This is a genomic window from Nocardia vulneris, from assembly GCF_001613425.1.
Lineage (GTDB): Bacteria > Actinomycetota > Actinomycetes > Mycobacteriales > Mycobacteriaceae > Nocardia > Nocardia vulneris.
The window spans coordinates 198,728-223,476 of record NZ_BDCI01000017.1 but is presented as its reverse complement, the minus strand read 5'-3'; the positions used below and the strand labels follow the sequence as shown (position 1 = coordinate 223,476).

The window sequence follows — 24,749 nt, the reverse complement described above, 5'->3', positions numbered from 1 at the left end:
TGATCTGGGAAATGACGAACAAGGTGATCAGAATAATGGCCAGAATCAGCCCCTGCATCGGCCCGCTCATATCCGTACCTCCTGCTGGACAACATGATCGACTCCGGAAAGTATCGGCGGCGCGAGCGGCGCTCGACAATGGAGGAAGGTCCGCAATCGGGGCGGAGTTTTCTCCTATCGGCGCTATCGGTCCCGCATCGGGGCGAACGCGGCCGGTAGATTCGCGGTATGCGACCGATTGATCGCGCGAAAGCAGTGGTCGTCCAGGTACGTCGCCGGATCTGGAACCTGGGTGTCGGCGTGGGCGACACCGGGCCCGGCGGCATGTATGTGCTGCTGATCGCGCTCGCGTTGCCGCTGTGGGAGGCGAGCACGTGGCCGGTGGGCCGCTTGGCGGCCTCCGGTGGCGCGGTCGCCGGGTTCGGCGCGCTGTTCGTCTGGAGTCAGTCGGATATGGCGGGGCGTCCGATGGGTTTCCGGGTGGGGCTGCTCGCGGCGCTGGCCGCGGTGGCGGGTGCGGGTACCGCCGCGTTCGGCACGTCCTGGGTGGTCGCGTTGATGCTCACCGCGGTCGCGTGCGTCAATCTGCTACCGCTGGTGTTCGGTTCGGTACTGGGCGTGGTCGCGGTCGGCAGCCTCACCTGGGCGATCCTCGGCCAGGGCGGGGCGGCGCTGGTGGTGTTCGGCGCGGGCATGATCGCGGTGCTGCGCGGCCGGCTGCTGCTGGAGATCGTGCAGTCGCGGGCGACCCGGCAGGCGATGGCGGCGGCCGCGGTCGGCGACGAACGGTTGCGGATCGCCCGGGATCTGCACGATCTGCTCGGCAACAGCCTGGCCACCATGCTGGTGAAAGCCGAACTGGCGCAACGGCTCGCGCATATCGATCCGGATGCTGCGGCGGCGGCCTCGGCGGAGGTGCAGCAGGTGGGCCGCCAGACCATGCTCGAGGTCCAGGAGGCGGTGCGCGGCTACCGGGCCACCACCCTCGCCGACGAGGTGGCGCGCGCCAAACAGAGCCTCGCCCTGCTGCGCGACGGGCTCACCGTGCGCATACCGGAACGGGTGTGGGACGAACGGGTGGACACGTTGCTCGGCTGGGTGGTGCGCGAGGCGGTGACCAATGTGTTGCGGCACGCCGACGCGAGCCGGTGCGCCATCACGGTCCGGGTGCGCGAGCAGCCGCGCGCGGTCGAGTTGACGGTGGACAACGACGAGTTGTTCGGCCGCGCCAGCACCGGCGGCGGGCACGGTTTGCTCGGCTTGGCCGAGCGGGCCCGCGGCCTGGGCGGCACGGTGACCGCGGGACCGACGGCGAACGGCGGCTTCCGGCTCGCGGTGTCGGTGCCGCTGCCCGCCACCCGACCGGCAGAATCGTCGGCATGATTCGTGTGGCGCTGGTCGAGGACCAGGCAACGTTGCGAGGGGCCATCCGCACGCTGCTCGAGCTGGAACCCGATCTCACGGTCGTCGCCGACCTCGGCTCGTCGGCAGGCGTGCCGGAGATGGTCGACGACACTCGGCCCGATGTCGTGCTGCTCGATATCGAGATGGGCGAGGAGAGCGGGCTCGCGCTCGCCGAAGAACTGGCCAGACGGCCCGCACCGCCGCTGCTGATGATCCTGACCACCTTCGAGCGTCCCGGTTATGTGCGCCGCGCGCTGGAGGCGGGCGTGCGGGCCTACCTCACCAAGAACACGCCGGTCGGGGATATCGCGCAGGCGATCCGCGAGGTCGTCGCGGGCCGCATGCTCATCGAGGATCAGCAGCTGCGCGCCGCCATGTCGGTGGGGCAGAACCCGCTGACCGAACGGGAACGCGACGTGCTGGTGGCCGCGCGCTCGCACGACACGGTCGCCGAGATCGCCGCGCATCTGCATCTGTCGGTCAGCACGGTCAGCAACTACATCACCGCGGCGATCTCGAAGACGGGCTCGCGCAACCGGATCGAGGCCATCCGGTTCGCCGAGGACAACGGCTGGCTGTGAGCCCGGCGCTCAGCGCGTGAGCGTGCGCCAATAGTCGTGCAGCGCTTGGTCGATGCTGCGGCTCACCCGCCAACCCAGGGTCCGCGCGGCGGTTTCGGTGGCCACCTCCAGCCAGATCGAGCTGGTGCCCGGCGCGGTCGGCGCGGCCGCGGACTCGACGATATCGACCGGCACCTCGCTGATCGTGACCAGCCGGTCGACCAGCTCCCGCACTGAGAGGGCTTGGCCGCGACCGATGTTCACCACCTCGACGGTGTCGCGGGTGCGCGCCGCGGCGAGGACCGCCTCGGCCAGGTCGCGCACGTCGATGTAGTCGCGGTGGGCGGCCAGCGGCGACAGTTCGATCCGGGCCCGTCCGTCCCGGTTCGCGGCCAGTGCCGAGCCGACCTTGCCGATCAGGCTGCCCGGGTGCACGCCGGGGCCGATGCTGTTGGTCGCGCGCAGCACGACGCCGTCCACCGTGCCCGCCGCGGTCGCCGCCCGGACCAGCTCGGTCGCCGCCAGTTTCGTCCGCCCGTAGGCGGATTCGGGGTCGGTCGGCACGGATTCGTCGACCGCGCCCAGCTCGGGTAGCGGACCGTACTCCATCACGCTGCCCAGGTGGACGTAGCGCGGGCGCCGGTCGGGCAGCGCGGCCAACGCGGTGAGCGCGGTCTCGGTGGCGGTCACGAACGATCGGCGCAACTGTGGTTCGTCCAGGCCCCAGTAGGATCCGGCCGCGTTCACCACGAGCGCCGGTTCGTGGGTGCGCAGCACCTCGATCAAAGGTTGCGCGTCACCCGTTTCGAGGTCGAGCGCGCAGTGCGGGGCACCGGCCGGCGCCGGTCGGCGCGATACCGTGACGGTCCGATAGCCGTTGTCCCGCAGCGTGTTCGCGATATGACCGCCGACGAAACCGGTGCCGCCGAGCACGAGGGCGGTGCGCCGCGGCGTGTACTCGCTCATCGCGAACCCACGCCGAGGACGGCCGCGGCGAGCTCCATCGTGCGCAATGTCGCTGCGGCGTCGGGCTGTTCGCCGTCATGGGCGGCAGTGAAATCGGTGAGGATATTGCCGAACTGGTCGTCGGGCGCCAGCTCGAGTTGCCGGATGTCACCGGCTCGATCCAGGAACACGCGCGGCGCGAGATCGTGCGGAAGGGTGAACGCGCGTTCCACCGACAGGGAGCCCGCGCTGCCCGCGAGGTGGTACTCGCAGCGGTAGGGCGCACCGATCGCGAACTCCAGATCGGCCTGTGCGCCCGCCGCGTCGCGTAACCGCGCCGAACCCGACAGATCGACACCGGGGAAGCGGTCGTCCCGCCGCATCCGCGAATGTTCCACGCGCAGCTCCGATCCCAGAAAGAACTGCGCGGCCCGCAGGGCGTAGCAGCCGAGATCGGCGAGCGCGCCGCCGCCGAGGTCCGCGCGATACCGGAAATCGTCCGGGGCGCGCTCCGGGATGGTGAAGCGCACGGTGAGCTGCCGCAGCTCGCCGATCGCGCCCGCCGCGACCAGCTCGCGCACCGCGGTGTGCTGGCGGTGCCGGGGAAAGGTCATGCACTCCATCAGCGTTCGGCCCTGGTCGGCGGCGAGCGCGAAAAGCCTGCGTGCCGTGGCGATCTCGGTCCCATCCAGCCGGGGCGGCAGCATCGGCTTCTCGACCAGGACGTCTTTGCCCGCCCGCAGGGACTGTTCGATCCAGTCGCCGTGCAGCGCGTTCGGTAGTGGCAGGTAGACCGCGTCGACCGCGTCGTCGTCGAGTACCTGCCGATAGCCACCGGAGATGCGCAACCCGTGCTGGGTGGCCCACTGCGCGGCGCGCAGCGGATCGCGGCTGCCGATCGCGACCAGCTCGGCGGCCGGGTGCCGGGACAGCGCGGGCATCATGCGCCGCTCGGCGATCTGTGCGGTACCCAGGATTCCCCAGCGCAGCATCGGGCTCACCAACTCGCCAGCAGACAGGCCATCAGGCTGCGCGCCTGCACATTCGCGTAGTTGCTGTGGATGAGCAGGTTCGTGATCTGCGCGGGCGTCATCCAGCGGAAGCCCGGCGGCTCGGCGATCGGGAAATCCGCAGGGAGCAAGCGGATCTGATAGAGATTGTCGGCGTGCTGGAAGCGGCCGCCTTCTTCGGACTGCAGTCCGCTGTAGCGCACCGTGCCGAGTCCGTCGTCGAGCACATCGCGCAGGAACGCGGGCTGCCGAGGCACGGGCAGGTCCTCATGATTGGCCGGTTGGCACTGCACCGACGGTGCGAGCTCCGCGACATCCAGCACGCCCGCTTCGAGTTTGGCGTTCACCAGCAGATGCAGCACGCCGCCGATCGCGGTGGCGAGGAAGACGGCGACGCCTTGGCCGACCGGGGCGAGCAGCGGCTGGGTCCACGAATCTACTTCGCGCTGACCGGCACTCACCCGGGCGGCGATCACCCGGAAGTATTTGCCGGTGGCGTGGGCGATCTCGTCCGCGCCGCGCTGCCAGTCGGCGACCGCGGCCAGCGGTATGAGGCGCTGGCGCAGCTCGTGCCTGGCCTTCAAATCGGTGAGCCAGTGCAGGATTTCGGCGGCGCCGTGCCGCGCGGCGGCCCCGGGATCGAGGCCGCGCGCCAACGCGCGGGTGAACTCGTCACCGGCGGCGGCCTGCGCCGGGCTGATGCGCCACGGCACACAGGACAGCACCGTGCGCGCGTCCATGTTGACGGTGTTGTCCTGGCGCAGCAGTTCGCGCAGCACGCCGAGGGTGAGCCAGCAGAAGCCGGGCAGCGTCTCGACCGGACCGGTCGCCTCCACCACGATGTTGCGATTGCGTTTGCGCAGGAACCACGCGCCCTGCTCGGATTGCAGCACGTCGACGAGGACCGCCTCGGGCTTCGCGTCGAGGAAATGCTCGAGGTAGGGCACCGCGCGCCCCTGGTGCACCCGCAGGTAGTTGCTCCGCGTCGCCTGCACGGTCGGCGAGAGCTGCACGCCGCCGATATTTCCCGGTTCGGCCTTGGCCTGCATCAGGAAATGCAGCACCCCGTCGAACTCCTTGACGACGATGCCGAGCACGCCGATCTCGGGTTGATTGATGATGGGCTGCTGCCAGTGCTCGACGAAACCGAAATCGGTGTGCACGTCCAGCCCTTCGATGGTGAAGAACCGGCCGCTGTCGTGGCGCAGATTCCCGTCCTCGTCGAACCGCCAGCCGACCAGGTCCGCGAACGGTATCGGCTCGACCGCCAGCTGATCGGCGCGGCGGCAGGCGGCGAACCAGTCCCGGAAGCCCTCGACCGAGCACAGCGGGGTCGCGGTGACCGCGGCCGAACGGGCGAACCGCCAGGCCAGCTCGTCGTCGAAGGCGGCCACCGACTGCTGCTCGACCTGTGCGGCATTCCCCATGCGGACAGGGTCCGGCCGGTCGTTCGAGAACCACTGGGACGCGGATGGGGCCCGGCGGCCTGCGGCGCGGCTGGAGCGCGCCCCGAAAGATCCTCGAGCGCGCCACCCTAGCCTCGCCGCCATGCCCCACCGAGACGGTGACACCGCGGCGCCGGACGCCGGGCCGCGCGGCGCCGTACGACCGGCGACGATCGTCGCGACCGCGCTCGGGCTGCCGGATGTCTATCTGCTGCGGTCGCGCCGGTTTCCGGACGAGCGCGGGCATTTTCAGGAGCTCAGCCGCACCGATGTGCTCGAAGAGATCACCGGTTACCCGGTCCGGCTGGAACAGGTGAACATCTCCGTCTCGCACCGCGGGGTGATCCGGGGTATCCACGTGGTGGCCAGTGCGCCGGGACAGTCGAAGCTGGTGACCTGTGTCCGCGGCTCGATCATCGATATCGCCGTCGATCTGCGCGTCGGTTCGCCGACCTTCGGGCAGTTCGAACTGGTCGCGCTGGACGAGCGGATGACCGCCGGGGTCTATCTCGGGCCCGGCGTCGGCCACGCGTTCGTCGCGACCGCCGAGGACACCCGCGTGCTGTACCAGTGTTCGACGCTGTACACGCCGGGCAGCGAACTCGCCGTGAACGTGCTCGATCCGGCCCTCGGTCTGCCGTTGACCACCGGGTTCGAACCCGTCCTTTCCGAGAACGACCGTGGCGCAGCGACGCTGGCCGAACTGCTGGACCAGGATCTGCTGCCGCACTACCGCCCACGCTGAGGCCGGAGGAGACCGCCGTGATGGACGCCGTCTATTGTCAGCGCCCCGACCCCGCCGACCCGCTGGCCGCGCTGCGATTCGGGGAACGCCCGCAGCCCGCGCAGCCGGTCGGGTGGACGACCGTGCGGATGCGCGCCGCGTCGCTGAACATGCGCGATATCGCGACGCTGCGCGGTATCGGCGTGCCGGCGCACGCCTATCCGCTCATCCTCGGCAACGACGGCGCGGGCGTCCTGGCGGACGGCTCGGAGGTGGTGGTGCACGCGTCGGTGGGGTCGGCGGGCTGGACCGGGCCCGAGGCTCGCGACCCGGACCGGATGGTGCTCGGCTCCTACCATCAGGGCACGTTCGCGGGCAGCGCCACGATTCCCCGCCGCAACGCGGTGCCCAAACCGCCCGAACTCTCCTTCGCCGAAGCCGCGTGCCTGCCGACCGCGTGGTTGACGGCCTATCGAATGTTGTTCGTCACCGCGGGGATTCGCGCGGGCCAGACGATCGTGGTGCGCGGCCGCCGCGGCCTGGGCAGCATCGCGACCGCGCTCATCGCGCTCGCCGCCGCGGCCGGCGTCGAGGTCTGCGTCCGGGCCGACGCCGCCGATCACGCGTTGGCGCGGCGCAGCGGCGCGGCCGTCGTGACGACCGCCGACCAGCCGCTGCCGAGTTGCTTGGACGCCGCGTTCGACGCGGGCATCGACGTCGCGGACTGGTGGTGGCCGATCGAGGTGCTGCGCCCCGGCGCGCCCATCGTGTGTTCCGGCTACCGGGCGGGCGCGATCACCGGCTTCGATACCGTGGCCGCCGCGCGAGCGTTGCACACCTTGATCTTCGCCGAACATCGCCTGGTCGGTTCCGGCATGGGTACCGCGGAGGATCTGGCGGCACTGATGGATTTTCTCGTGCGCACCGGCCTGCGCCCGAGCATCGCCCACGAGTTCACGCTGCGGGACGCCGCAACGGGTTTCCGGGCGATGCTCGGTGCGAGTGTCGCGGGCAAGATCGTCTTCCGGATTGCTTGACCGCGGCCGCTTTACGGCAGCAGGTCGGTGATCTCGCGGACGATGACCTCCGGCTCGGTGAGCGGGACGACGTGCGCCGAGCGCTCGGCGACGACGTAACGGCCGTGCCGCGCGCGAGCGGCGCGATGGGCGTGCGCGGCATTGGCCTCGGCGCGCCACGTCGCGTTCATGCCGTCGCCCGCCTGGCCGCCCGAGATGACGGTGACCGGGATACCGGCGTCGTCGGGCGGGTTGTCGCGCCAGGCGGCGAGTTCGTCCAGGAAGGTGCGGGCCTGCTGCCGCATGGTGCGCGCCACGCCGGGGCCGAAGCCCTCCCGCTGCAGGTCGCGCCCCACATCGGGCGGAGAGGCGCGGATCTGCTTGCGGTACAGCAATTTGAGCAGGCCGAGCCGGGCCAGCACGGCGGCGGTGGCGATCATCCGGCGTTCGGTGCGGCGGAAGCCGGCGCCGAACAGAGCTGTCGCGGCCTCGTCGGTCGGATCGACCAGCACCAGTCCGGCGATCCGATCGGGACGCCGGGCCGCGGCGAGCCGGACGATGGGTCCGCCCGCGCTGTGGCCGACGAGCAGGAACGGGCCGGGCGCGTAGTGGTCGAGCACGTCGTTCAGGTCGTCGGCCATGGTGCTCAAGGTGCGGGAGCCCGGGGTGGGTGCGCTGTTACCCAGCCCGGAACGGTCGTAGACGATTGCCCGGGCGTACCGGGCGACCGCCGGCTGCACCAGGGCCCAGCTGGATCGGCTGGCACCGGCGCCGGCCTCGAATACGACTGTCGGCGTGGTCCGGTCGGCGGTCTCCGGGCCGGGCAGCCACATGGCGTACAGCTGCCGCCCGTCCCGGGTGGTGACCCGGTCCGCGATCCCCTGCGTGTGTCGGTCGATGTCAGTCATCGAGTTGCATTCTCTCGGAAGAAGAGCCGTAGCGGGGCCCTACCTCGCCGGAGATCGCGATCGTGTCAGGAGATCTGGCAGTGCGTGCGCCGCCGGACGGCCCGGTGGATCACCGGTGTGCGTCGGCGAATTCGCCGAACCAGCGGGCTATCACGGCCGGACGTTGCGCGAGGACCCAGTGGTTTCCATCGATCTCATGGGTCCGCAGGTTCGCCGCGAACGGTCGCGGCGCCTCGGTCTGGCAGGCCACCGAGACGTGGATATCGTCGCGCGGCGCGAGGACCTGGACGGGGACGGTGATCGGGCGGGGCTTCGGAAACAGCACGCGCCGAGCCATATTGGCCCGATACAGCGCGATGCCGTCGAGGGTGTCGGCCAGCCCGATGGTGTGCGGGGTGGCGGTTTCCGGCTCGCCCCGCACGCTCGACGCCGCGACGATGCGCGACACGAGGCCACGTCGCACGGCGAACTCGGGTAGCGCGGGCAGCTGGAACGGCAGGGCGTAGAAGGAGTGCCGCATCTGGGTCAGCACGTCGCGCGGGTTACGGCGGATACCGCGCAGCCAGGTGCCGGTCATGTCCAGCGACGGACCCGAGATGCTGGTGAACGACTTTATCCGAGAGGCGATTTCAGGGTCGGCGAGTGCGTCCCAGGCGAAGATGGATCCCCAGTCGTGCGCGAGCAGGTGTGCGCCGTCGGGCGCGACCGCGTCGAGCACGGCGGCGAGATCGGCCACCAGCTGCGGAATGCGATAGGCGGCAGTCGAATTCGGCCGCCCGGAGTTGCCTGCGCCGCGCACGTCATAGGTGACCACCCGGAAGCGATCGGTGAGCAGTGCGACGACACCGTCCCATACCCGGTGATCGTCGGGCCAGCCGTGCACGAGCAGCGCAATGGGCAGGTCGGCGGGCCCGGATTCGTACACGGCTAGTTGCACACCGTCGGTGGCGGTGCAGATCCGGGACGGTCGGATGTTCGCGAACGTGGTCATGACGCGTTGCCTCCAGCTGCATTGCTCAGAAAGCTTCGATACGTGTGAGACAAAGTGCGTCTCCTTGTCTCCCGACGATATAGTGAGGTCGAGACCCAGACAAGGAGGCCGGTGCCGCGAGTGACCGAGGACACGCTGCTCAGCAAATTGACCGCGCCCGACGCGGCGGTGCTGCGCCTACTGGACGACGCGGATCAGATCACCGAGCGGATACTCGCCGCCGCGATCGAGCAGATGCGGGTCGCGGGCTGGCGCCGCTCGACCGTCGAGGACGTGGCCAAACGCGCGGGGCTGGGGCGCGCGACGGTCTATCGGCGGTTCCCGTCGAAAGCAGCGCTCACCGAGGCGGTGCTGCACAGCGAGTTCCGCGACTACCTCGCGGGCAGCACCGCAGCCGTCGCCGGGCGCACCGATATCGCCGAGCGGATGGCCGAAAGCACCGCCTACACAGTCGAATACCTGCGCAACCATCCGCTGGTGCGGCGGCTGCTCGAAACCGAGCCGGATGCCATCCTGCCCGCACTCACCACCGACGCGGGCCTGCTGCTCGAAGCCTTCCGTGAATTCTGCCTCGCTCTGTGGAAACGCGAACTCTACGGTGACGCACCGATTTCGGCAGACAAAGAACAGCATCTGCGGACCGTCGCGGAACTGCACATCCGGATCACGCTGTCGCTGCTGCTGACGCCGCAAACGGTCATCGAACTCGACACCGCGGAACAGGCCAGGGCTTTCGCGCGACGCTATCTCGCACCGATGCTCGAGTGGGACTGAATCGTCCCGGACTGTAGCCGCGCCTTAACAATTGCGCCGCTCTTTCTGAAAGTGCTTCTTAAGCACAGTAAGTGGGGCCATGCCCAGCCCTCGAACCGCTGCGAATTGTTTTACCGTGGTGCCGGTCCGGCCAGCGGAGAACAAGCACCGATCAGCACTGTAGTGAGGGGCAGACACCTGTCATGCGTTCGTCGAAACGGTATGTGACCACCACATTGGTGACCGTAGGCGTCGCCGTCGGTTCGGCTGTGGTCGCCGATCCCGGGCTCGCGCGGGCCGAGCCGATGCCCTGCGTGGCGACGATGAATCTGTTCATTCCGGGCACCTGGGAAACCGACGAGGACGCCGACCCGGCGCGACCCGTCGGCATGCTCGCGCCGATCGCGGAGGCCATCCGGCAACGACAGGGCGCGAATTCGGCGATCTATTTCACGCCCTATATGGCCCGGGCCTTCGATAACGGCTACACCTACGCCGACAGCAAGAGCACCGCCCTGAACAATGCGCGTTCGGTGTTACTGGACTATGGAACACGCTGCCCCGCCGCGCGATTCACCATCAACGGCTACAGCCAGGGGGCCGACGCGGCCGGTGATATCGCGGCCGATATCGGCAACGATCGTGGCCCGATCCCGGCCGATCGAGTGCTCGCGGTCGGCCTGCTCTCCGATCCCGGCGCGGGCACCAACGGTGAGCTCGCCGTCGGTCCCGGCGCGGCGGGCACGGGCATCGCCGACCCGCGGCCGCAGGGCATGGGCAAACTGACCGGGCGCGTCACCTCGATCTGCGATCCGAAGGACCTGTACTGCTCGATCCAGAAGGGGAACAACCCGCTGCTCGGCGCGTTGGGTTCGATCCTGAGCAAGGCGTTGAGCGGCACCCTGCCCGCCGACGCCGGTTTCCCGCTGGCCTCGGCGTTGACCGCGGACTTCTCGCGAGCCGATCTCCCAGGTCTGGCGCCGGCGATCGCCGGCCTGACCGCGGCGCTGAGCGCCCCGGCGGGTGTCGACGTGGCGCGGGTGCGCACCAGCGCGGGCACGGTGCTGCACACCCTCACTCCGCTCGTCGATCTGCTGGGCTCGGGTGCGGCGAATCCCGCTGCCACGGCCGCATTGTCGGCGGCGCCCGAGGGCACCGCGGACCGGCAGGCGGGCGAGGTGCTGTCCCGCGCGGCGCAGTCCAACCTGCCCGGTGTCGCCGCGGTGGTCGCGAAGGTCGCCGAGATCACGGACAAGATGCTGAGCCGCGGCGTGGGCGAACTCCGGCCGAGCGATCCGAAAGCGCGGGCACTGCGGGCCGCCGCCACGGCCGTGAGCGACCGCATCACGCCGCTGGCGGCCACGCCACCGGAGGTGCTCGGCGCGGCGACGCGACCGCTGTCGCTGCTCAAACCCACCGTGCTGGTCGATCAGGCCCTCGACGTCGCCGCCGCGGTCACCGGCTTCGATCTCCCCGCGATCATCGCCAACCTGGCACTGCTGCCCCAGCGGGTGATCGCGATGGACGCCGAGGGCGTGCACCAGGTCGCCGGCGCGTTGAGCGGACAGTTGCAGCCGCTGGTCCGGCTCGTCGGCACCGTCGATCTCGGCTGGATCTCGCAGGTCCTGGCGGTGCTGCCGGACGCGCTCGGCTTCACCGGCGTCGCCGCGACGGTGACCTCGATCCTGTCCGGGGTCGATATCGAACGGCTCGCGGAACTGGTGGGCCGGATCCAGGACGTCGCGTCGTCGGTGCTGCAACGGTTGGTCCCGGCACCCGGGCAGGCTCCCGACCTGGTGGGCGCGGGCGTCGCGCTGTCCGGCCTGCTGCCGATCGGGCAGGACTTGGCCGCCGCGGCCGCTGATCTGCTCAGGCCCAAGCCCCGGCAGCAACCGCCGAACGTGCTGGGCCGGCGCACCGATGTCCCGGCCCGCTCCATCGCCGCGCCGGACATTCCCGCCGACGACCCGATCGCGCCGTTCACCAGACTGCTGAGCTTCCGCGACCTGAACCTGGGCACGCTCATCCGCGACGGGCTCAGTGCCGCAAGCTTTGTCGCGTCCGGGGCGCACACCAATTACGGCGCGCTGATCGTCGACGACTCCGGCCGCAACGCCGTGCAGTGGCTCGGCGACTGGATGAACCAGCGCATCGGCCGGGTCGAGTAGCTCGCGGGTCAGTCCCGTACCGGCTCGATCCGTGCGGGCACGTTCTTGTGCCAGGGCGTGCCCGCGAACCGGTCACGTCGCTCGACGGAGGTCAATTCGTTTGCGGCGACACCGGTTCGGATCGGCTGCCCGCTGCCGTCGGTGGTGTCCAGGCCCATGCCGTTCGGCAGCGAGATATGGCCCGGCTGCATCATGGCGCTGATCTCGACGATCGCTGTCGCCCGGCCGGTTTCGGTGACGACGGCGACGCGCGCTCCGTCATCGAGAGCGAGTTGCTGTGCGTCGGCGGGACTTATCCGTAGTTCGCCCGCGCCGCCGCGCCGCCGCCATTCGGGGTTGCGGATGATGGTGTTGGCGGTGAAGGAGCGCCGCTCGCCCGCCGACAGCGTGAACGGATACTCCGCGGTGGTGAAATCCGGTGGCGTGGTGCGCAACTGATCGAGTTCGGCGAGCAACTCCGGAATGTGCACGGTGAACCTGCGGTCTCGCCGTTTGACGTAGGCCCAGACGTCGTCCCAGGTGTCGACGGTGAACGTGACGCCGGCGTGCTGGGTCAGGACGGCCTCGAACAGCTTCTCGCCGGGCTCGATTCCGGTGCCGGTGAACCCCGCGCGGCGGACCGCGGCGGGGTTGGCGAACGCGCACAGGTGCGCGGCTCCCCACAGTGTCGCCGCGTTGGCCGCGCCGGCGGGCAGGTGCGGGCCGAGCGCCTCGTGCAGCAGATAGGGCGCGAGGTTCATCAGGGCGGGGTCACCCGCGACGGCACTGAAGAAGGTCAGGGCGAATTCGTCCTTGCCGATCTGCCGCGCCCGGACGAGACGGTCGACCAGCGCCGGATCGACCAGTCCCAGTGCGCGAACCACACCGGTGTAGATATCGGATTCGGCCCGCGTGCCCGGCAGCGGGGTGAGCACCGGCGGGCGCAGCTGAAAAGTGTTGTGCGGGAACTCGACATTGAAGAAGGTCGACTCCCACTTCTCGAACTGACTGCTCGCGGGCAGCACGTAGTCGGCGGCCCGCGCGGTCTCCGTCATCGCCACATCGATCACCACCGACAGCTCGAGGCTGCGCATCGCCTCGCGCATCCGCTCCGAATCCGCCAGCGAATGCACTGGATTGGAGCTGTCGATCCAGATCGCCCGGAAGCGGTCCGGGTGATCGGTGAGGATCTCCTCGGTGATCGAGTTGGCGGGTACCAGTCCGGCGATGATGCGGGCGCCGGTGACCGGCGTGGTCTTGCCGCCTGCGGCGCTGCCACCGCCCAGCCCGCCGAGTCCGGCGGCGAGCGTCGGCACGGCGGTGCGCAGCAGCGTGCGCGTGAGCCGCCGGGTCGGTGCGGCCGTCCCGGGTGTCGACGCGAGGGTGGGCAGCAGCGCGGACAAAGCAGCCGCGCCGCGTGACATCGTTTCGGACGTAAACTTTTTCAGCTGCTTGCGGACACCCGAGGCGGGCTTGCCTTTCGGCGCACCGCCGGTGCCCGCGACCGCGGCGAAGGTCGAATGCAGATACATCGTGCCGGGGCGGCCGAAATTGCCGGTGAGGATCCAGAGCAGCTTGTTCAGATACGACACCAGGGTGCTGTGCGGGGCCTGCTGGATGCCGAGGTCCTCGTAGGTGGTGGCACTGCGGGCCGCGGCGAAGCGCCGAGTCGCGGTGCGCAGCAGGTCTTCCGGCACGCCGCAGTGCGCGGCGAACTCGGCCACCGGGATGGTGGCCAGCGCGGCGAGCACCGGCGCGACGTCGGCGGTGTGCTTGCGCAGGAATTCGTGATCGAGCAGATCCTCTTCGACCAGCACCGCCAGCATGGCCGAGACGCACCACGCGTCGGTGCCCGGCCGCACCTGGAGATGGAAATCCGCCATCTCCGCGGTTTCGCTGCGTCGCGGATCGATGACGATCATCGCCCGCTGCGGATCGGCGACGATGGCCTTCAGGGTGGGCCGCGCTCGCGGGAAGCTGTGCGACTGCCACGGATTCTTCCCGAGAAAGAGCACCACCTCGGAGTGCTCGAAGTCGCCTTTGGTGTGGCCGCCGTACAGCTTGCCGTCCACCCACATCTCGCCGGTCTTCTCCTGCGCCAGCGCGTTCGAGTAGTACTTCGCGCCGAGCGCCGCCATCAGCGACTTGCCGTAGGCGCCGCCGAGGTGATTGCCCTGTCCGCCACCGCCGTAGAAGAAGATCTTGTCGCCGCCGTGCTCGCGCCGGACCGCCAGCAGTTTCGCGGCGATCTCGGAAATCGCTGTCTCCCAGGTGATTTCCTCATACGTGCCGTTGTCGCGGCGGCGCAGGGGAGTGGTGATCCGGTGCCTGCCGTTCTGATAGAAGTCCAGGCGCAGGGCCTTTTCGCAGGTATAGCCGCCGGAGGCGGGGTGGTCCTTGTCGCCGCGGATCCGGCTCAGCTTGCGGTCGTCGAGTTTGATCTCGATGCCGCAGTTGCACTCGCACAGGATGCAGGCGGACTTGTGCCACTCCTGCGCGGCGGGACCGGCGGGCTGCTCGGGCTCTGGGCGACGCGTCTGCTCTGCGGACACGGATTCCTCCTGCGATGGGCCTCGTACACGATTGCTCGCTGCCGGAGCATGAATAGACCGATCGTACTACCAAGAATCTGATTGTTACAAGCGGTAACGCGTATGTGCGCGTGCGGTGCGCAAGAACTGATCGAGGCCGGGCAATTGCGCGCATCGTGCCCGGTGCCGTCGCGGCGATAGGTTCGAGCCGATGCCACACCTCGCGCAGGCGGAAGGAGTCCCATGAGGCAGAGCTACGATGCGGTCGCGACCGCGGCCGCGCCGCCCGCCGTGGTCTGGGCCCTGCTGATCGACGCCCGGACCTGGCCCGTCTGGTCGACCGTGGACCGTCTGGAGGTCGAACGTTCCCGCGGGCTCGACCGGGACGGCCACGATGCGGTCGGCGCGGTGCGGGCGTTCCGCACCGGGCGCGTGGTGACCGGGGAACGGCTGACCGGGCTCGTCGAGGAGCGACAGCTGACCTACGAGGACGCGTTCAACCCGGCCATCCGCGAGTACCGCGCGGTGATCGACCTGACCGGCACACCCGAGGGCCACACGGCCATCCACTGGCACGGCACTTACACCCCCAGATGGGGTATGGGTTGGCTGATGAAGAGCACCATGCAGCGCGTGATGCAGCAGATGGCCGACGGCCTCGCCGCGCACGCGGCGCGGCTCGCAACGAAGTGAGCGAGGCGACTACAGCCAGGGCACGCCCGCGCGGAACAGCACGTTGGCGTAGGGGAGGGCCTCGCCGGTGCGAACCACGAAGCGGCACTGCCCGATTCGTTGCTTGAACGTCGCGTGGTCGAGCAGTTCGGCGTCGAGCCGCTTCAGCAGATCCGCCGCCTCTCGGTTGGTCGCGGTGACCTCGGCACTGCCCCACGCCGCTTCGATGGTGACCTCGTCCAGGATCAGCTCGACCACCGGCGCGAAACGGGGCAACCCGTAGCTGATACCGAGATCGATGACGCGGACGCCGGGCGGCACCGGCAGTCCGGAGTCACTCACCGCGAAGGTGTCGGTGTGGCGTAGGGCGACCAGGGCCGAGATCAGCTCGGCGTGAACCAGACCGCTTGTGCGCATGAGGATTTCCTATCTCGGCTGGAGGGGGCTCGCGGCCGGGTCCGGCAGGTCGAGCGGAACGGGGCGTGGCACGGTGGCCAGTGTGGCGAGGATCTGCGGTCGGGTCGGATAGGACGCGTGCGTTCCGGGAGACCGGACCGACAGAGCCGCGGCGGCGGTGGCGTAGGTGACGGCGGCATCGAGGTCGAGTCCGTCGGCGAGGGCGGCGCAGAGGGCGCCGACGAAGGCGTCCCCGGCCCCGGTGGAATCCACCGAGTCCACCTGGGGTGCTTCGTGATACGTGAGGATCGAACCATCGCGTGCGGCGACGGAACCGGCCGCCCCCAAGGTCGCGACCACCGAGCGCGCGCCCCGCAGACACAGCGAGCGCGCGGCCCGGGCGGCCTGCTCCCGGTCGCCGATCGGCAGGCCACTGATCAGTGCCAGCTCGTGCTCGTTCACCACCAGTGGGTCGCACCGGCGCAGCACCGCATCGTCGAGTACCGCGGCCGGCGCGGCATTCAGCACGAATCGGCGCGCGCGGCTCGCCGCCCAGGCGACCACGGCGAGCGGGATCTCCAGTTGCGCCACCACGACATCGGCGCCGGCCAGCAGCGCGGCCTCCGGCATGGTGTCCAGGACGGCGGCGGGCTCCCAGTGGTAGTTCGCGGCGGGGTCCACCACGATCTGGTTCTCACCCGCCGCCACCGTGATGTAGGCCGTCCCGGTCCGGGCGCCCGGAACCTCGCGCAGCGTGGCCGATTCGATGCCAGTCAGGGCTTCGCGGCAGCGCGACAGCGTCGCATCACTGCCGATCCGCCCGATGAACTGCACCGTCGCGCCCGCCTTCGCCGCGGCCACCGCTTGGTTGGATCCCTTGCCGCCCAAGTTGGTTCGCGCGGCGACGGCCAAGACGGTCTCGCCGGGGCCCGGCAGCGCGGGCACTTCGCAGACGATGTCCTGATTGATCGAGCCGATCACGGCGACCTGACCCGTCACGACACCTCCGTCTTCGTGGCGGTGCTCGCCTCCAGATTGCCCGGTGCCGCACCGGTGATCAGCGCGACCAGCCGGTCGCCGTCGATCTCGCGCACCGGGTGCGCGGCCACCGAGCGGCCGCGGCGCAGCACGACGACGTTGTCGCAGATCCGCATGACCTGCGCGAGGTCGTGACTGATGATCAGCACGGTGACCCCGCGGTCGCGCAGTCCGCGCACCAGCTTCTCCACCGCGGCGGTCTCCCGCACGCCGAGCGCGGCCGTCGGCTCGTCCATGATCACCATGGCCTTACCCCAGGCGACCGCGCGCGCGATCGCGATGCTCTGGCGCTGACCGCCGCTCATCCGGCGCACCGTGGTCCGTACCGAGGGGACGTCCACGTCGAGATCACGCAGGATGTCCACGCTCTGCGCGATCATCGCCGTGCGGTTGAGGATCTTCAGCGGCCAGATCCGGTGCACGAGTTCGCGATTGAGAAACAGGTTCTGCCAGACCGCCAGATCGTCGATCAGTGCGAGGTCCTGGTAGACCGTCTCGATGCCCATCCTCCTGGCATCCTCCGGTGACCCGAGCCGCACCGGCACACCACGGAACAGGATCTCCCCGGTATCGGGCGGATGCACGCCGGTGAGGCAGCGCACCAGGGTGGACTTGCCCGCGCCGTTGTCCCCGACCAGCGCGGTCACCTCGCCCTCGGGGATGGTCAGGCTGACGCCGTCGAGGGCCCGGACGGAATCGAACGACTTGGTGAGGCCGTGCGCCTGCACCATCGGCTTGGTCATCACATCAACTACTTTCGGAAGCGCGAGATCGCCGCGGCGAGCAGCAGTACCGCGCCCACCGCGACCGGTTGGTAGTACTGCGAGATCCCGAGAATGGTGAACCCGTTGATCAGCGACGTGAAAAGGACCGCGCCGCAGACGGTGCCGAGGACCGAGGCCTTGCCGCCGCTGAGCGAAGAACCGCCGAGCACCACGGCCGCAATGGAACTCAGCAGATAGGTGGTCTGCAGCGAGGGGTCCGCGCCGCCGTTGCGCGCGACGAGCATGACGCCGGCGACGCCGCACAGCAGCCCGCACGCCAGGTAGGCGATCAACCGGATGCGTTGCACCGGAATACCGGTCTCGCGCGCGGAGTCGATATTGCCGCCGGTGGCGAGCAGGTGGGTGCCCAGCCGCGTCCGGAACAGGATGCCCGCCACGCCGAGCGCCGCGACCAGCGCCAGCAGCCAGAACCAGCGGAACGGGCCCGCCCCGTCGAGCGCGAGGCTTTGCAGGAAGGGCGAATTCACCGCGACGCTGTTGCCGCTGGTGAGCAGAAGGGTGCAGCCGCTGAGCACGCTCAGGGTGCCGAGCGTGACCACGAAATCGGTCATCTGGAACCGGCCGATCAGCACGCCGTTGACCACCCCGACGACCAGCCCGCCGGCGATCGCGGCCACGATGCCGACGCTCACCGGATACCCGTGGCTGGTCAGATAGCCGAGCAGCGCCGCCGACCACGGCAGCGTCGCGCCGACCGAAAGGTCGATGCCGCCGACGACCACGGCGAACTGCTGGCCGAGCGCGAGCACCGTCAGAATCGTCGAGGCGACGAGCAGATCGTCGATATTACTGGCGGTCAAGAAGTTCGGCGTGGCGATGAAGAACGCCACCCACACCAGGACCAGGGCGATGGGCGCCGCGAACTCGGCGAGGCGGGCGGAGACGCGCCGGTCGCCACCCCGATCGGCGGCGACGGCGGCGACACTGCTCACTTGTGCACCAGTCCGGCGAGCGGATTGTCGAACGCGGTGATCGGCTTGGGGAACGCGGCGATCTGCTGCTCGACGTTGTCCTTGCCGATGAACGCGATCGGGGCGACCACGCGCGCCGGAATGTCCTTCCCCTGGTGTTCGGCGAGGCACGCCTGCACCGCGAGTTCGCCCTCCGCGTAAGGATATTGGGTCACCGTGCCGTACAGCGTGCCCGCCTTGACCGCGTCGAGGGCGGCTTGGATGCCGTCCACCGAGATCACCTTGATCTGGCCGGTGCGGCCGGCGTTCTTGATCGCCTGGGCGGCGCCGAGGCCCATCGTGTCGTTGGCGGCGAAGATGCCGGTGATGTCGGGGTGCGCCTTCAGGATCGCCTCGGTGACCGTGAGACCCTTGTCCTGCTCGTAGTCGGCGGGGGTGCGCTGCACGATCTCCAGCTTGCCCGCGACCGCGTCGCTGAAGCCCTTGTCCCGGTTGATGCCGTTCTGTTCACCGGCGATGCCTTGCAGCACCACCACTTTCCCGGTGCCGCCCAGCGTCTCCAGCATCTTCTCCGCCGCGATCCGGCCCGCGGCCAGATTGTCGGAGCCGATGAAGCTCGCGTACTCGACGCCCGCCTGCTTCGAGGCTTCGGCATCGATCTGGGTGTCCAGGTTGAGGATCGGAATGTTCTTGCGGGCCACCGGAACCAGCGGCGTGATCACGTTGGTGCCGTTCACCGGAACGACCGCGAAGCAGTCGTAGCCCTGGGCCGCGAGGGTGGAGATCTGGGCGTTCTCGCCGTCGGCGTCGGTCTCGGATTGCCCGGCCTGCACCGCGACATCGACCCCGAGCCGCGCACCCTCGGCCTTCGCGCCGTCGCGCAGCGCGGCCCAGTAGGGGTTGGTGAAGTTGCGCGTGACGACCGCGATCTTGAAATCGGACGACGCGTGCTCGCCACGGCCGCAGCCTGCGGTGAGCGCGACCGCGCTGACGAGGGCCATGCCGGCGACCGCGTACCTGAATCGTGAGTTCATCTGGTGTTCGACCTATCCTGGGCTCATTCTCAACTCGTGTTGACAACACGTGTTGATGTGTAGTGTGTGACCTGTGTCACGAGCTGTCAAGGGTCTTCCGGCCAGTTCGCGAGAATGGCAAGGCAGACAGGAGAAATCGCGATGGCAGTCACCCGAGCCGATGTCGCCCGGCGCGCGGGCACCTCACCCGCCTTGGTCAGCTATGTGATCAACGGCGGTCCGCGCCAGGTCGCACCCGCCACCCGCGCGCGGATCGAGGCCGCCATCGAGGAACTCGGCTACCGGCCCAACCTGTCCGCGCGCAGCCTGCGGATGAACCGCGGGCACGCGCTCGGCATGGTCATCCCCGACGGCGCGAACCCGTTCTTCGCCGAATTGTCCGCCGTGATCGAGGCGGCGGCGTTCGCCCGGGGCTACCCGCTCATCGTCGGTAACGCCGCGGGCGACGAGGCGCGCGAGCGCGCGTACGTGAGCTCGTTCATCGACCGCAGAGTCGAAGGGCTGCTCGCGATTTCGTCGTCCTGGAAATCCGGTGTCGCCGAGGCGTGTGCGGCGGCGGACATGGCGCTGATCGCGGTGGACCGGATCATCGATCCGCTCCGGTGCGCGCATGTCATGTGCGATTCCGTCGCGGGCGCGCGCACCGCGGTCGAGCATCTGATCGCGCACGGGCACCGCGACATCGCCTGTCTCAGTGGACCGCACGTGTCCACCGCGGAGGAGCGCGTCGCGGGCTATCGGGAGGCCTTGCACCGGGCCGGGTTGCCCGAAAGTGTCATCGTGCGTACCGAATTCGGCGGCGCGGCGGGCTATCACGCGCTCGGCAGGCTGATGGCGGGCACGCCCGCGCCGACCGCGGTCTTCGTGACGAGCGATCTGCAGGCGATGGGCATGCTGCGGGCGGCCTACGACGCTGGTCTGCGCGTTCCGGACGATCTGGCCGTCGTCGCCTTCGACGGCATCGAGTACTCCCGATACACCAGGCCGGGCCTGACCACCATGGTGCAGCCGACCAGGAAGATGGGCGAACTCGCGGTCGAGCTGCTGCTGCGCCAGATCGACACCGGAGCGGCCGAACCCGGCGTCGTGAGTCTGGCCGCGGAACTCGAGACCCGCGGCTCGTGCGGCTGCCCTGACGCGTTTTAGCAGATCAGCCCGTGCGGACACGCCTAGCGTCCGGCGACAAAAGCGCGAACCGCCTTGCGCGCGGCCTTGTCGGACTACCGTGGTTGCGCATGGCAACCAGGGATATCACGGTGACCGTGGACAAGAGCGAGTGGCGCGCTCTGAAGTATGCGGCCGAGTGTGCGGGGATGAGCCTGGAGGCGTACGTCTGCTGGGGTGTGCGGCTGCTGGCGCTGGAGTCCAGGCCGGAAGGTGGTGCGCGGCACCACTCCGCGGTCCGCGCCCCGGCGGCGCGGCGCACGCCGCGCGTGGCCGACGAACTGGAATCGGTGGCATGGTCGGAAACATTCGCTGAACGGCTGTCGCATCGTGCGGAAGGCTTCCGCAACGACTGAACGTCCGTCGCTCGGCTCGAACGAGAGGGTGTGCGGATGCCATTGTCGCGGCGGCGATTCCTCGGTGCGGCAGGAGCCGGGGCCGGGGGAATCGTGGTCGGCGGCGCGCTGGCGGGTGCCGCGCACGCGGAGGTGGCCGGGCCTGAGATTGTCGTGCCCGGTGATGCGGAATACGCGCGGCTCACAATGCGCGGATACAACCGCAGATTCGTCGCCGCGCCACGCAAGATCTTCGTGCCGGTCGACGCGGGGCAGGTGCGCGACGCGGTACAACAGGCGGTCGCCGAAGGGCTGCGGATCGCGGTCCGCTCGGGCGGCCATTGCTTCGACGGCCTGGTCGACAATCCGGAAACCCAGGCGCTCATCGATCTGAGCCGGCTCGACGCCGTGACGTTCGACGAGCGGCACCGCGCTTATTCCGTCGGGGCCGGTGTGGAACTCGGCACGATGTACGAGCGCCTGGCGCGCGGCTGGGAGGTAACCGTGCCCGCCGGGATCTGCCTCGGCGTCGGCGCGGGCGGGTTTCTGTGCGGCGGCGGGTACGGTCCGCTGTCGCGGCGGCTCGGGCTCACCGCCGATCACCTCTACGGCATCGAGGTGGTGACGGTCGACGCGTCCGGGGCCGCGTCGGTGCACACCGCCACCGCGGACGGCCCGAACCCGGAGCTGTGGTGGGCGCACACCGGCGGCGGGGGCGGCAATTTCGGTGTGGTGACGCGGTTTCTGCTGCGCTCACCCGATGCGGAGCCGGGTCGGCCGCTGCCTCGCCCGCCGACGAGCATGCTGCACGCCCGGCTGGTGCTACCGATCACGAGCGAGGGGTCGTTCGTGCGGTTCGTCGGCAACTACCTGGACTTCTTCGCGCGAAACAGTGCGCCGGACAGTCCTTGCACCGGCCTCTACGCGCCGCTGCACGTCAAACCCGGTGGTGCGTGCGACATTCTGGTGCTGCTCGACGGCGCGCAGGCCGACGCCGCGACGCGCTACGACGAGTTCGTCGCGGCCGTCGGGAACGGCGTGTGGCCGCCGCCGCTCGTGCCGCCGCTCGAACGAAAGTCCTACTTGGACACGGTATCTCAGGTGTACTACGGCAAGGGTCCGCTGCCGCCGCGGGTGAAGGTGAAATCGGCGTACCTGCGTCGGCCGTACACCCCCGAGCAAGTGCGCACGCTGTACCGCTACCTGACCGACCTGCGCTTCCTGGGCGAATCCCAGCTGGAATTCCTGCCTTTCGGCGGCGCGATCAACGCCAGACCTGCCGCGGCGACCGCCATGCCGGTGCGTGACTCGTTCATGAAGATGCTCATCCACGCGGCCTGGCGCAACGCGGCCGACGATGCCGCCTACCTGCGCTGGGCCCGCGAAATGTACCGCGACGTCTACGCCGCGACCGGCGGCGTCCCCGTCCCCGGCGAAACCGACGGCGGCGCCTACCTCAACTACCCGGACCCGGACCTGCGCGACCCCCGCTGGAACACCTCCGGCACCCCCTGGCACACCCTCTACTACCGCGACAACTACCCCCGCCTCCAACGCGCCAAAGCACAGTGGGACCCCCGCAACATCTTCCACCACCCCTTGGCCATCGAGCCGTAGTGTGCGCTCATCGAGGCGGGCGCAGTAAGCGCATCGCGGCCTGGACTATCGGCTGGGGGACGCGGTCTTTCAGGTTCAGGGCCGCTGCCGCGGCTCTGGTTCTGGTGGCGGTGCCGCGGCCGAAGACCTTGCTGAGCGGTCCGCCGGAGGGGGCGAGGTCGACATGCAGCGGTGGTCGGCCTTCGGCGGCGCCGAGGGCGTGCGAGATCACGATCCGCTGGATCTCGCTGGTGCCCTCGAAGATGGTGTACAGCTTGGCATCTCGGTACCACTTCGCCACCGGATGATCGGTGATGTAGCCCCAGCCGCCGAGGGTCTGGATCGCGCGTTCGGTGGCGCGCACCGCGACCTCGCTGGCCGCCAGCTTCGACATCGACCCTTCGCCGCGGTCGAACGGCACCCCGTTGGCCGCCATCCAGGAGGCACGCCAGGTCAGCAGCCGCGCGGCGTCGAGCTGGGTGGCCAGATCGGCGATCGGGAAGGCGATGCCCTGATTGTCGATGATCGGCGCGCCGAACGCCTCCCGCTCTTTCGCGTACCCGGTCATGTATTCCACAGCCGCCCTGGCGATGCCCAGCGCCTGCGCCGCCACCATCGGGCGGGTCTGCTCGAACGTCCCCAGCGTGACCGAGCCGGAACGTCCGTCGCCGCGGGCCGCGGCCCGGCGCGCGGCCAACGTGTGTTCGAGCTTGTCCAGGCCGCCGAGCAGATGGTCTCCCGGTATCCGCACCCGATCGAATTTCAGCTCCGCCGTGTGCGAGGCCCGGCACCCGAGTTTGTCGAGCTTGCGGACCAGCTCCAATCCCGGTGTGCCGCCGGGGATCACGAACAGTGCCTGGCCGCGATGCCCGAGTTCCTCGTCCACCACCGCGTTGACGACGTGCACATCGGCGATGCCGCCGTTGCCGATCCACATCTTGTGGCCGTCGATGATCCAGTCGTCGCCGTCGCGGGTCGCCCGGGTGCGCAGATTGCGTACGTCGCTGCCGCCTTCCGGTTCCGAGATCGCGAGCGCGGCCAGCTTCAGATCCCCTGGCGTACCGAAACATTCGGGCGCCCACCGCAGCATCTGCGCGGGCGTGGCGGCCTTGCCGATCGCCGACAGGGCCAGTGCGGGCATCACCACCGCGAGCCCGATCCCGGCGCAACCCCAGAACACCTCCTCCATGAACATGGGCAGAGACAGTCCCGTGGGGTCGCCGATCAGGTCGCGGTAGAACAGCGGGCTGTAGAACCCGCGTTCGGCCGCCTCTTCGAGCACCGGCCACGGGAACTCTTGGGCTTCGTCATAGTGCGCGGCCACCGGCCTGATGCAGTCCCGCGCGAATTCGTGTGCACGTTTGGCCAGGTCGTGCTGTGCGGCCGTGGGCGTCAGGTCGAAGGTCACGAGTGGGTGATACCCAGCCGACGCCCGTCGACTCGCGCGGTTAGACCCCGGTGCGCTATCCGGCCGTCTTGAGTTGCCCGGTGTAGGCGTCGACCTGGACCTCGTAGTCCTCGTCGGTGTCGCCGGGGGCCTGGATGTCGAATTCGTACTGGGCCGCGTTGTCCTTGCCCTCGATCTTCCACTTCTCGACCCGGCCGGACCGAGCCTTCGTCGCGGTGGCCATCGCGTCGCGCAACGGCACGGCGGCGTCGAGGTTGATCGCCTCGCGCGTGCGTTCGGTGCGCTGCTCGTCCGCGTCGAGGTTCTCCCGGTGTTCGGTCACGACCGTGCCCGCGTCGGCGGTCAGCTGCACGGTGTATTTCTCGGTGTCGGAGGTCAGTTTCACCTTGTACACGTAGGTGTCGCGGGTGTTGACACCCTCGGGTTCCAGCTCCAGGCCGGTCAACGTGCCGTCGAACTTCTTGCGGGCCGCATCCAGGGCGTTCTGCGCGCTGATCGGGAACGTGTGGTTCGCGAGGTCCACGCGCGCGGTATCGGTGCCCCCGGGCGCCGAGCTGCTCGCGGCCGGTACGGCGGTCGTCGTACCGGTCGCGGCCGGCGACCCGTCGTCGTCGCAGGCCACGGTCGCCACGGCCACGGCGGCCGCGAACGGGATGATCAGTACTGCTTTCATGCGCTATTCCTCCTGCTCGAACAAGTCATCGGAATGCGTCGAGAATCGGTGGCGGTGGCGCCACGACAGAACTCGATTGCCCGGCATCTGCGGTGGTAAACCCGCCGGCGACGGATCCGGCACCCGCCGGTCGGCTGGTCGAAACACCCGGTCGACGGGTGTGGGGGCGGCCGCGCGGGCCCTACTGTGGGAACCGGTGATCGGCCGGGACCCTGCATATCAGGGCGGCGAAACCAGCTATCCCCCTCGGGTTTCGCCGTGCGCGGCACGGCTGATCACTTCCGTCCGCCGGCCTCGGATGCC

At 69.5% G+C, this 24,749-nt stretch carries 23 protein-coding genes; 10 read left to right on the top strand and 13 right to left on the bottom strand.

The genetic code is table 11. From position 1 onward, the window contains the following. The first annotated feature begins 228 nt into the window (after positions 1-228). Positions 229-1,383, top strand: coding sequence for a sensor histidine kinase (locus NVU01S_RS18755; protein WP_082031912.1), 1,155 nt, complete (start codon positions 229-231; stop codon positions 1,381-1,383). Continuing rightward, positions 1,380-1,985, top strand: a complete 606-nt coding sequence (locus NVU01S_RS18750) for a response regulator transcription factor (RefSeq protein WP_043666453.1) — start codon at positions 1,380-1,382, stop codon at positions 1,983-1,985. The genes NVU01S_RS18755 and NVU01S_RS18750 overlap by 4 nt, the downstream gene beginning before the upstream one ends. A 9-nt stretch (positions 1,986-1,994) precedes the next feature. Here NVU01S_RS18750 and NVU01S_RS18745 read toward each other — a convergent pair whose 3' ends face one another. Genes NVU01S_RS18745 through NVU01S_RS18735 form a run of 3 tightly spaced genes read right to left on the bottom strand, consistent with a single transcriptional unit; the run spans position 1,995 to position 5,346 of the window. Further along, a complete protein-coding gene (locus tag NVU01S_RS18745; RefSeq protein ID WP_043666449.1) occupies positions 1,995-2,930 on the bottom strand; it encodes an NAD-dependent epimerase/dehydratase family protein in 936 nt (311 codons plus the stop codon). Continuing rightward, on the bottom strand, positions 2,927-3,901 hold the full coding sequence (locus NVU01S_RS18740; protein WP_052280316.1) for a Gfo/Idh/MocA family protein: 975 nt from the start codon (positions 3,899-3,901) through the stop codon (positions 2,927-2,929). The genes NVU01S_RS18745 and NVU01S_RS18740 overlap by 4 nt, the downstream gene beginning before the upstream one ends. Positions 3,902-3,906: 5 nt before the next feature. Beyond that, positions 3,907-5,346 (bottom strand): NDP-hexose 2,3-dehydratase family protein, encoded by a 1,440-nt coding sequence (locus NVU01S_RS18735; protein WP_043666444.1) that lies wholly within the window; start codon positions 5,344-5,346, stop codon positions 3,907-3,909. Positions 5,347-5,467: 121 nt separating this feature from the next. Here NVU01S_RS18735 and NVU01S_RS18730 point away from each other — a divergent pair, with 121 nt between their 5' ends. Next, entirely contained in the window at positions 5,468-6,109 is a 642-nt protein-coding gene (locus NVU01S_RS18730) for a dTDP-4-dehydrorhamnose 3,5-epimerase family protein (protein ID WP_082031911.1), read from the top strand. Between the two features lie 20 nt (positions 6,110-6,129). Beyond that, on the top strand, positions 6,130-7,125 hold the full coding sequence (locus NVU01S_RS18725) for a quinone oxidoreductase family protein (protein WP_043666442.1): 996 nt from the start codon (positions 6,130-6,132) through the stop codon (positions 7,123-7,125). 11 nt (positions 7,126-7,136) lie between these two features. On the opposite strand, the gene NVU01S_RS18720 is transcribed toward NVU01S_RS18725, so the two are convergent. Then, complete coding sequence (locus NVU01S_RS18720; protein ID WP_043666439.1) at positions 7,137-8,012, bottom strand: alpha/beta fold hydrolase; 876 nt, start codon at positions 8,010-8,012, stop codon at positions 7,137-7,139. 109 nt (positions 8,013-8,121) lie between these two features. Next, positions 8,122-9,003, bottom strand: coding sequence for an alpha/beta fold hydrolase (locus NVU01S_RS18715; protein ID WP_043666436.1), 882 nt, complete (start codon positions 9,001-9,003; stop codon positions 8,122-8,124). Positions 9,004-9,123: 120 nt separating this feature from the next. Between NVU01S_RS18715 and NVU01S_RS18710 the strand changes: the two genes are divergently transcribed. Continuing rightward, positions 9,124-9,777 carry a TetR/AcrR family transcriptional regulator gene (locus NVU01S_RS18710; protein WP_082031910.1) on the top strand — a complete coding sequence of 218 codons (654 nt, stop codon included), beginning with the start codon at positions 9,124-9,126 and terminating at the stop codon, positions 9,775-9,777. 182 nt (positions 9,778-9,959) lie between these two features. Next, positions 9,960-11,924, top strand: a complete 1,965-nt coding sequence (locus NVU01S_RS18705; RefSeq protein ID WP_043666430.1) for a cutinase family protein — start codon at positions 9,960-9,962, stop codon at positions 11,922-11,924. 8 nt (positions 11,925-11,932) lie between these two features. Here the strand turns inward: NVU01S_RS18705 and NVU01S_RS18700 are convergent, their stop codons facing one another. Continuing rightward, the gene (locus tag NVU01S_RS18700; RefSeq protein WP_043666427.1) at positions 11,933-14,455 is read right to left on the bottom strand and encodes a molybdopterin-dependent oxidoreductase; all 2,523 of its coding nucleotides are present in this window, start codon (positions 14,453-14,455) and stop codon (positions 11,933-11,935) included. A gap of 222 nt (positions 14,456-14,677) precedes the next feature. Between NVU01S_RS18700 and NVU01S_RS18695 the strand changes: the two genes are divergently transcribed. Beyond that, complete coding sequence (locus NVU01S_RS18695) at positions 14,678-15,127, top strand: SRPBCC family protein (protein WP_043666424.1); 450 nt, start codon at positions 14,678-14,680, stop codon at positions 15,125-15,127. A 9-nt stretch (positions 15,128-15,136) separates the two neighbouring features. Here NVU01S_RS18695 and rbsD read toward each other — a convergent pair whose 3' ends face one another. From rbsD to NVU01S_RS18670, 5 genes are read right to left on the bottom strand one after another with little or no spacing between them, the layout of a single operon-like run. After that, a complete protein-coding gene (gene rbsD / locus NVU01S_RS18690) occupies positions 15,137-15,523 on the bottom strand; it encodes a D-ribose pyranase (protein ID WP_043666422.1) in 387 nt (128 codons plus the stop codon). A 9-nt stretch (positions 15,524-15,532) separates the two neighbouring features. After that, positions 15,533-16,501, bottom strand: coding sequence for a ribokinase (locus NVU01S_RS18685; RefSeq protein WP_052280315.1), 969 nt, complete (start codon positions 16,499-16,501; stop codon positions 15,533-15,535). Then, a complete protein-coding gene (locus NVU01S_RS18680; protein WP_082031909.1) occupies positions 16,498-17,283 on the bottom strand; it encodes an ATP-binding cassette domain-containing protein in 786 nt (261 codons plus the stop codon). The genes NVU01S_RS18685 and NVU01S_RS18680 overlap by 4 nt, the downstream gene beginning before the upstream one ends. Before the next feature lie 8 nt (positions 17,284-17,291). Then, positions 17,292-18,257: an ABC transporter permease gene (locus NVU01S_RS18675; RefSeq protein ID WP_043666418.1), complete on the bottom strand. Its 966-nt coding sequence runs from the start codon at positions 18,255-18,257 to the stop codon at positions 17,292-17,294. After that, the gene (locus tag NVU01S_RS18670; RefSeq protein WP_043666416.1) at positions 18,254-19,270 is read right to left on the bottom strand and encodes a sugar ABC transporter substrate-binding protein; all 1,017 of its coding nucleotides are present in this window, start codon (positions 19,268-19,270) and stop codon (positions 18,254-18,256) included. Before NVU01S_RS18670 ends, NVU01S_RS18675 begins: the two co-directional genes overlap by 4 nt. 141 nt (positions 19,271-19,411) lie before the next feature. Between NVU01S_RS18670 and NVU01S_RS18665 the strand changes: the two genes are divergently transcribed. The 3 genes from NVU01S_RS18665 to NVU01S_RS18655 all read left to right on the top strand — a co-directional run bounded on the left by NVU01S_RS18665 (position 19,412) and on the right by NVU01S_RS18655 (position 22,386). Beyond that, positions 19,412-20,416 carry a LacI family DNA-binding transcriptional regulator gene (locus tag NVU01S_RS18665; protein WP_051727421.1) on the top strand — a complete coding sequence of 335 codons (1,005 nt, stop codon included), beginning with the start codon at positions 19,412-19,414 and terminating at the stop codon, positions 20,414-20,416. Positions 20,417-20,505: 89 nt separating this feature from the next. Next, positions 20,506-20,790 (top strand): hypothetical protein, encoded by a 285-nt coding sequence (locus tag NVU01S_RS18660; protein WP_043666414.1) that lies wholly within the window; start codon positions 20,506-20,508, stop codon positions 20,788-20,790. Positions 20,791-20,826: 36 nt separating this feature from the next. Further along, positions 20,827-22,386, top strand: a complete 1,560-nt coding sequence (locus NVU01S_RS18655) for an FAD-binding oxidoreductase (protein WP_043666410.1) — start codon at positions 20,827-20,829, stop codon at positions 22,384-22,386. Between the two features lie 7 nt (positions 22,387-22,393). On the opposite strand, the gene NVU01S_RS18650 is transcribed toward NVU01S_RS18655, so the two are convergent. Then, on the bottom strand, positions 22,394-23,773 hold the full coding sequence (locus NVU01S_RS18650) for an acyl-CoA dehydrogenase family protein (protein ID WP_043666408.1): 1,380 nt from the start codon (positions 23,771-23,773) through the stop codon (positions 22,394-22,396). A gap of 55 nt (positions 23,774-23,828) precedes the next feature. Then, positions 23,829-24,446, bottom strand: coding sequence for a PepSY domain-containing protein (locus tag NVU01S_RS18645; protein ID WP_043666406.1), 618 nt, complete (start codon positions 24,444-24,446; stop codon positions 23,829-23,831). Between the last annotated feature and the right edge of the window lie 303 nt (positions 24,447-24,749).

Excerpts from the sequence above, each read along its gene's own strand:
- rbsD (WP_043666422.1), bottom strand. The coding sequence starts at position 15,523 with ATGCGCACAAGCGGTCTGGTTCACGCCGAGCTGATCTCGGCCCTGGTC.
- NVU01S_RS18730 (WP_082031911.1), top strand. The coding sequence starts at position 5,468 with ATGCCCCACCGAGACGGTGACACCGCGGCGCCGGACGCCGGGCCGCGC.
- NVU01S_RS18655 (WP_043666410.1), top strand. The coding sequence starts at position 20,827 with ATGCCATTGTCGCGGCGGCGATTCCTCGGTGCGGCAGGAGCCGGGGCC.
- NVU01S_RS18695 (WP_043666424.1), top strand. The coding sequence starts at position 14,678 with ATGAGGCAGAGCTACGATGCGGTCGCGACCGCGGCCGCGCCGCCCGCC.
- NVU01S_RS18705 (WP_043666430.1), top strand. The coding sequence starts at position 9,960 with ATGCGTTCGTCGAAACGGTATGTGACCACCACATTGGTGACCGTAGGC.
- NVU01S_RS18755 (WP_082031912.1), top strand. The coding sequence starts at position 229 with ATGCGACCGATTGATCGCGCGAAAGCAGTGGTCGTCCAGGTACGTCGC.
- NVU01S_RS18665 (WP_051727421.1), top strand. The coding sequence starts at position 19,412 with ATGGCAGTCACCCGAGCCGATGTCGCCCGGCGCGCGGGCACCTCACCC.
- NVU01S_RS18750 (WP_043666453.1), top strand. The coding sequence starts at position 1,380 with ATGATTCGTGTGGCGCTGGTCGAGGACCAGGCAACGTTGCGAGGGGCC.
- NVU01S_RS18670 (WP_043666416.1), bottom strand. The coding sequence starts at position 19,270 with ATGAACTCACGATTCAGGTACGCGGTCGCCGGCATGGCCCTCGTCAGC.
- NVU01S_RS18725 (WP_043666442.1), top strand. The coding sequence starts at position 6,130 with ATGGACGCCGTCTATTGTCAGCGCCCCGACCCCGCCGACCCGCTGGCC.
- NVU01S_RS18645 (WP_043666406.1), bottom strand. The coding sequence starts at position 24,446 with ATGAAAGCAGTACTGATCATCCCGTTCGCGGCCGCCGTGGCCGTGGCG.
- NVU01S_RS18720 (WP_043666439.1), bottom strand. The coding sequence starts at position 8,012 with ATGACTGACATCGACCGACACACGCAGGGGATCGCGGACCGGGTCACC.
- NVU01S_RS18745 (WP_043666449.1), bottom strand. The coding sequence starts at position 2,930 with ATGAGCGAGTACACGCCGCGGCGCACCGCCCTCGTGCTCGGCGGCACC.
- NVU01S_RS18680 (WP_082031909.1), bottom strand. The coding sequence starts at position 17,283 with ATGACCAAGCCGATGGTGCAGGCGCACGGCCTCACCAAGTCGTTCGAT.
- NVU01S_RS18660 (WP_043666414.1), top strand. The coding sequence starts at position 20,506 with ATGGCAACCAGGGATATCACGGTGACCGTGGACAAGAGCGAGTGGCGC.
- NVU01S_RS18735 (WP_043666444.1), bottom strand. The coding sequence starts at position 5,346 with ATGGGGAATGCCGCACAGGTCGAGCAGCAGTCGGTGGCCGCCTTCGAC.
- NVU01S_RS18740 (WP_052280316.1), bottom strand. The coding sequence starts at position 3,901 with ATGCTGCGCTGGGGAATCCTGGGTACCGCACAGATCGCCGAGCGGCGC.
- NVU01S_RS18715 (WP_043666436.1), bottom strand. The coding sequence starts at position 9,003 with ATGACCACGTTCGCGAACATCCGACCGTCCCGGATCTGCACCGCCACC.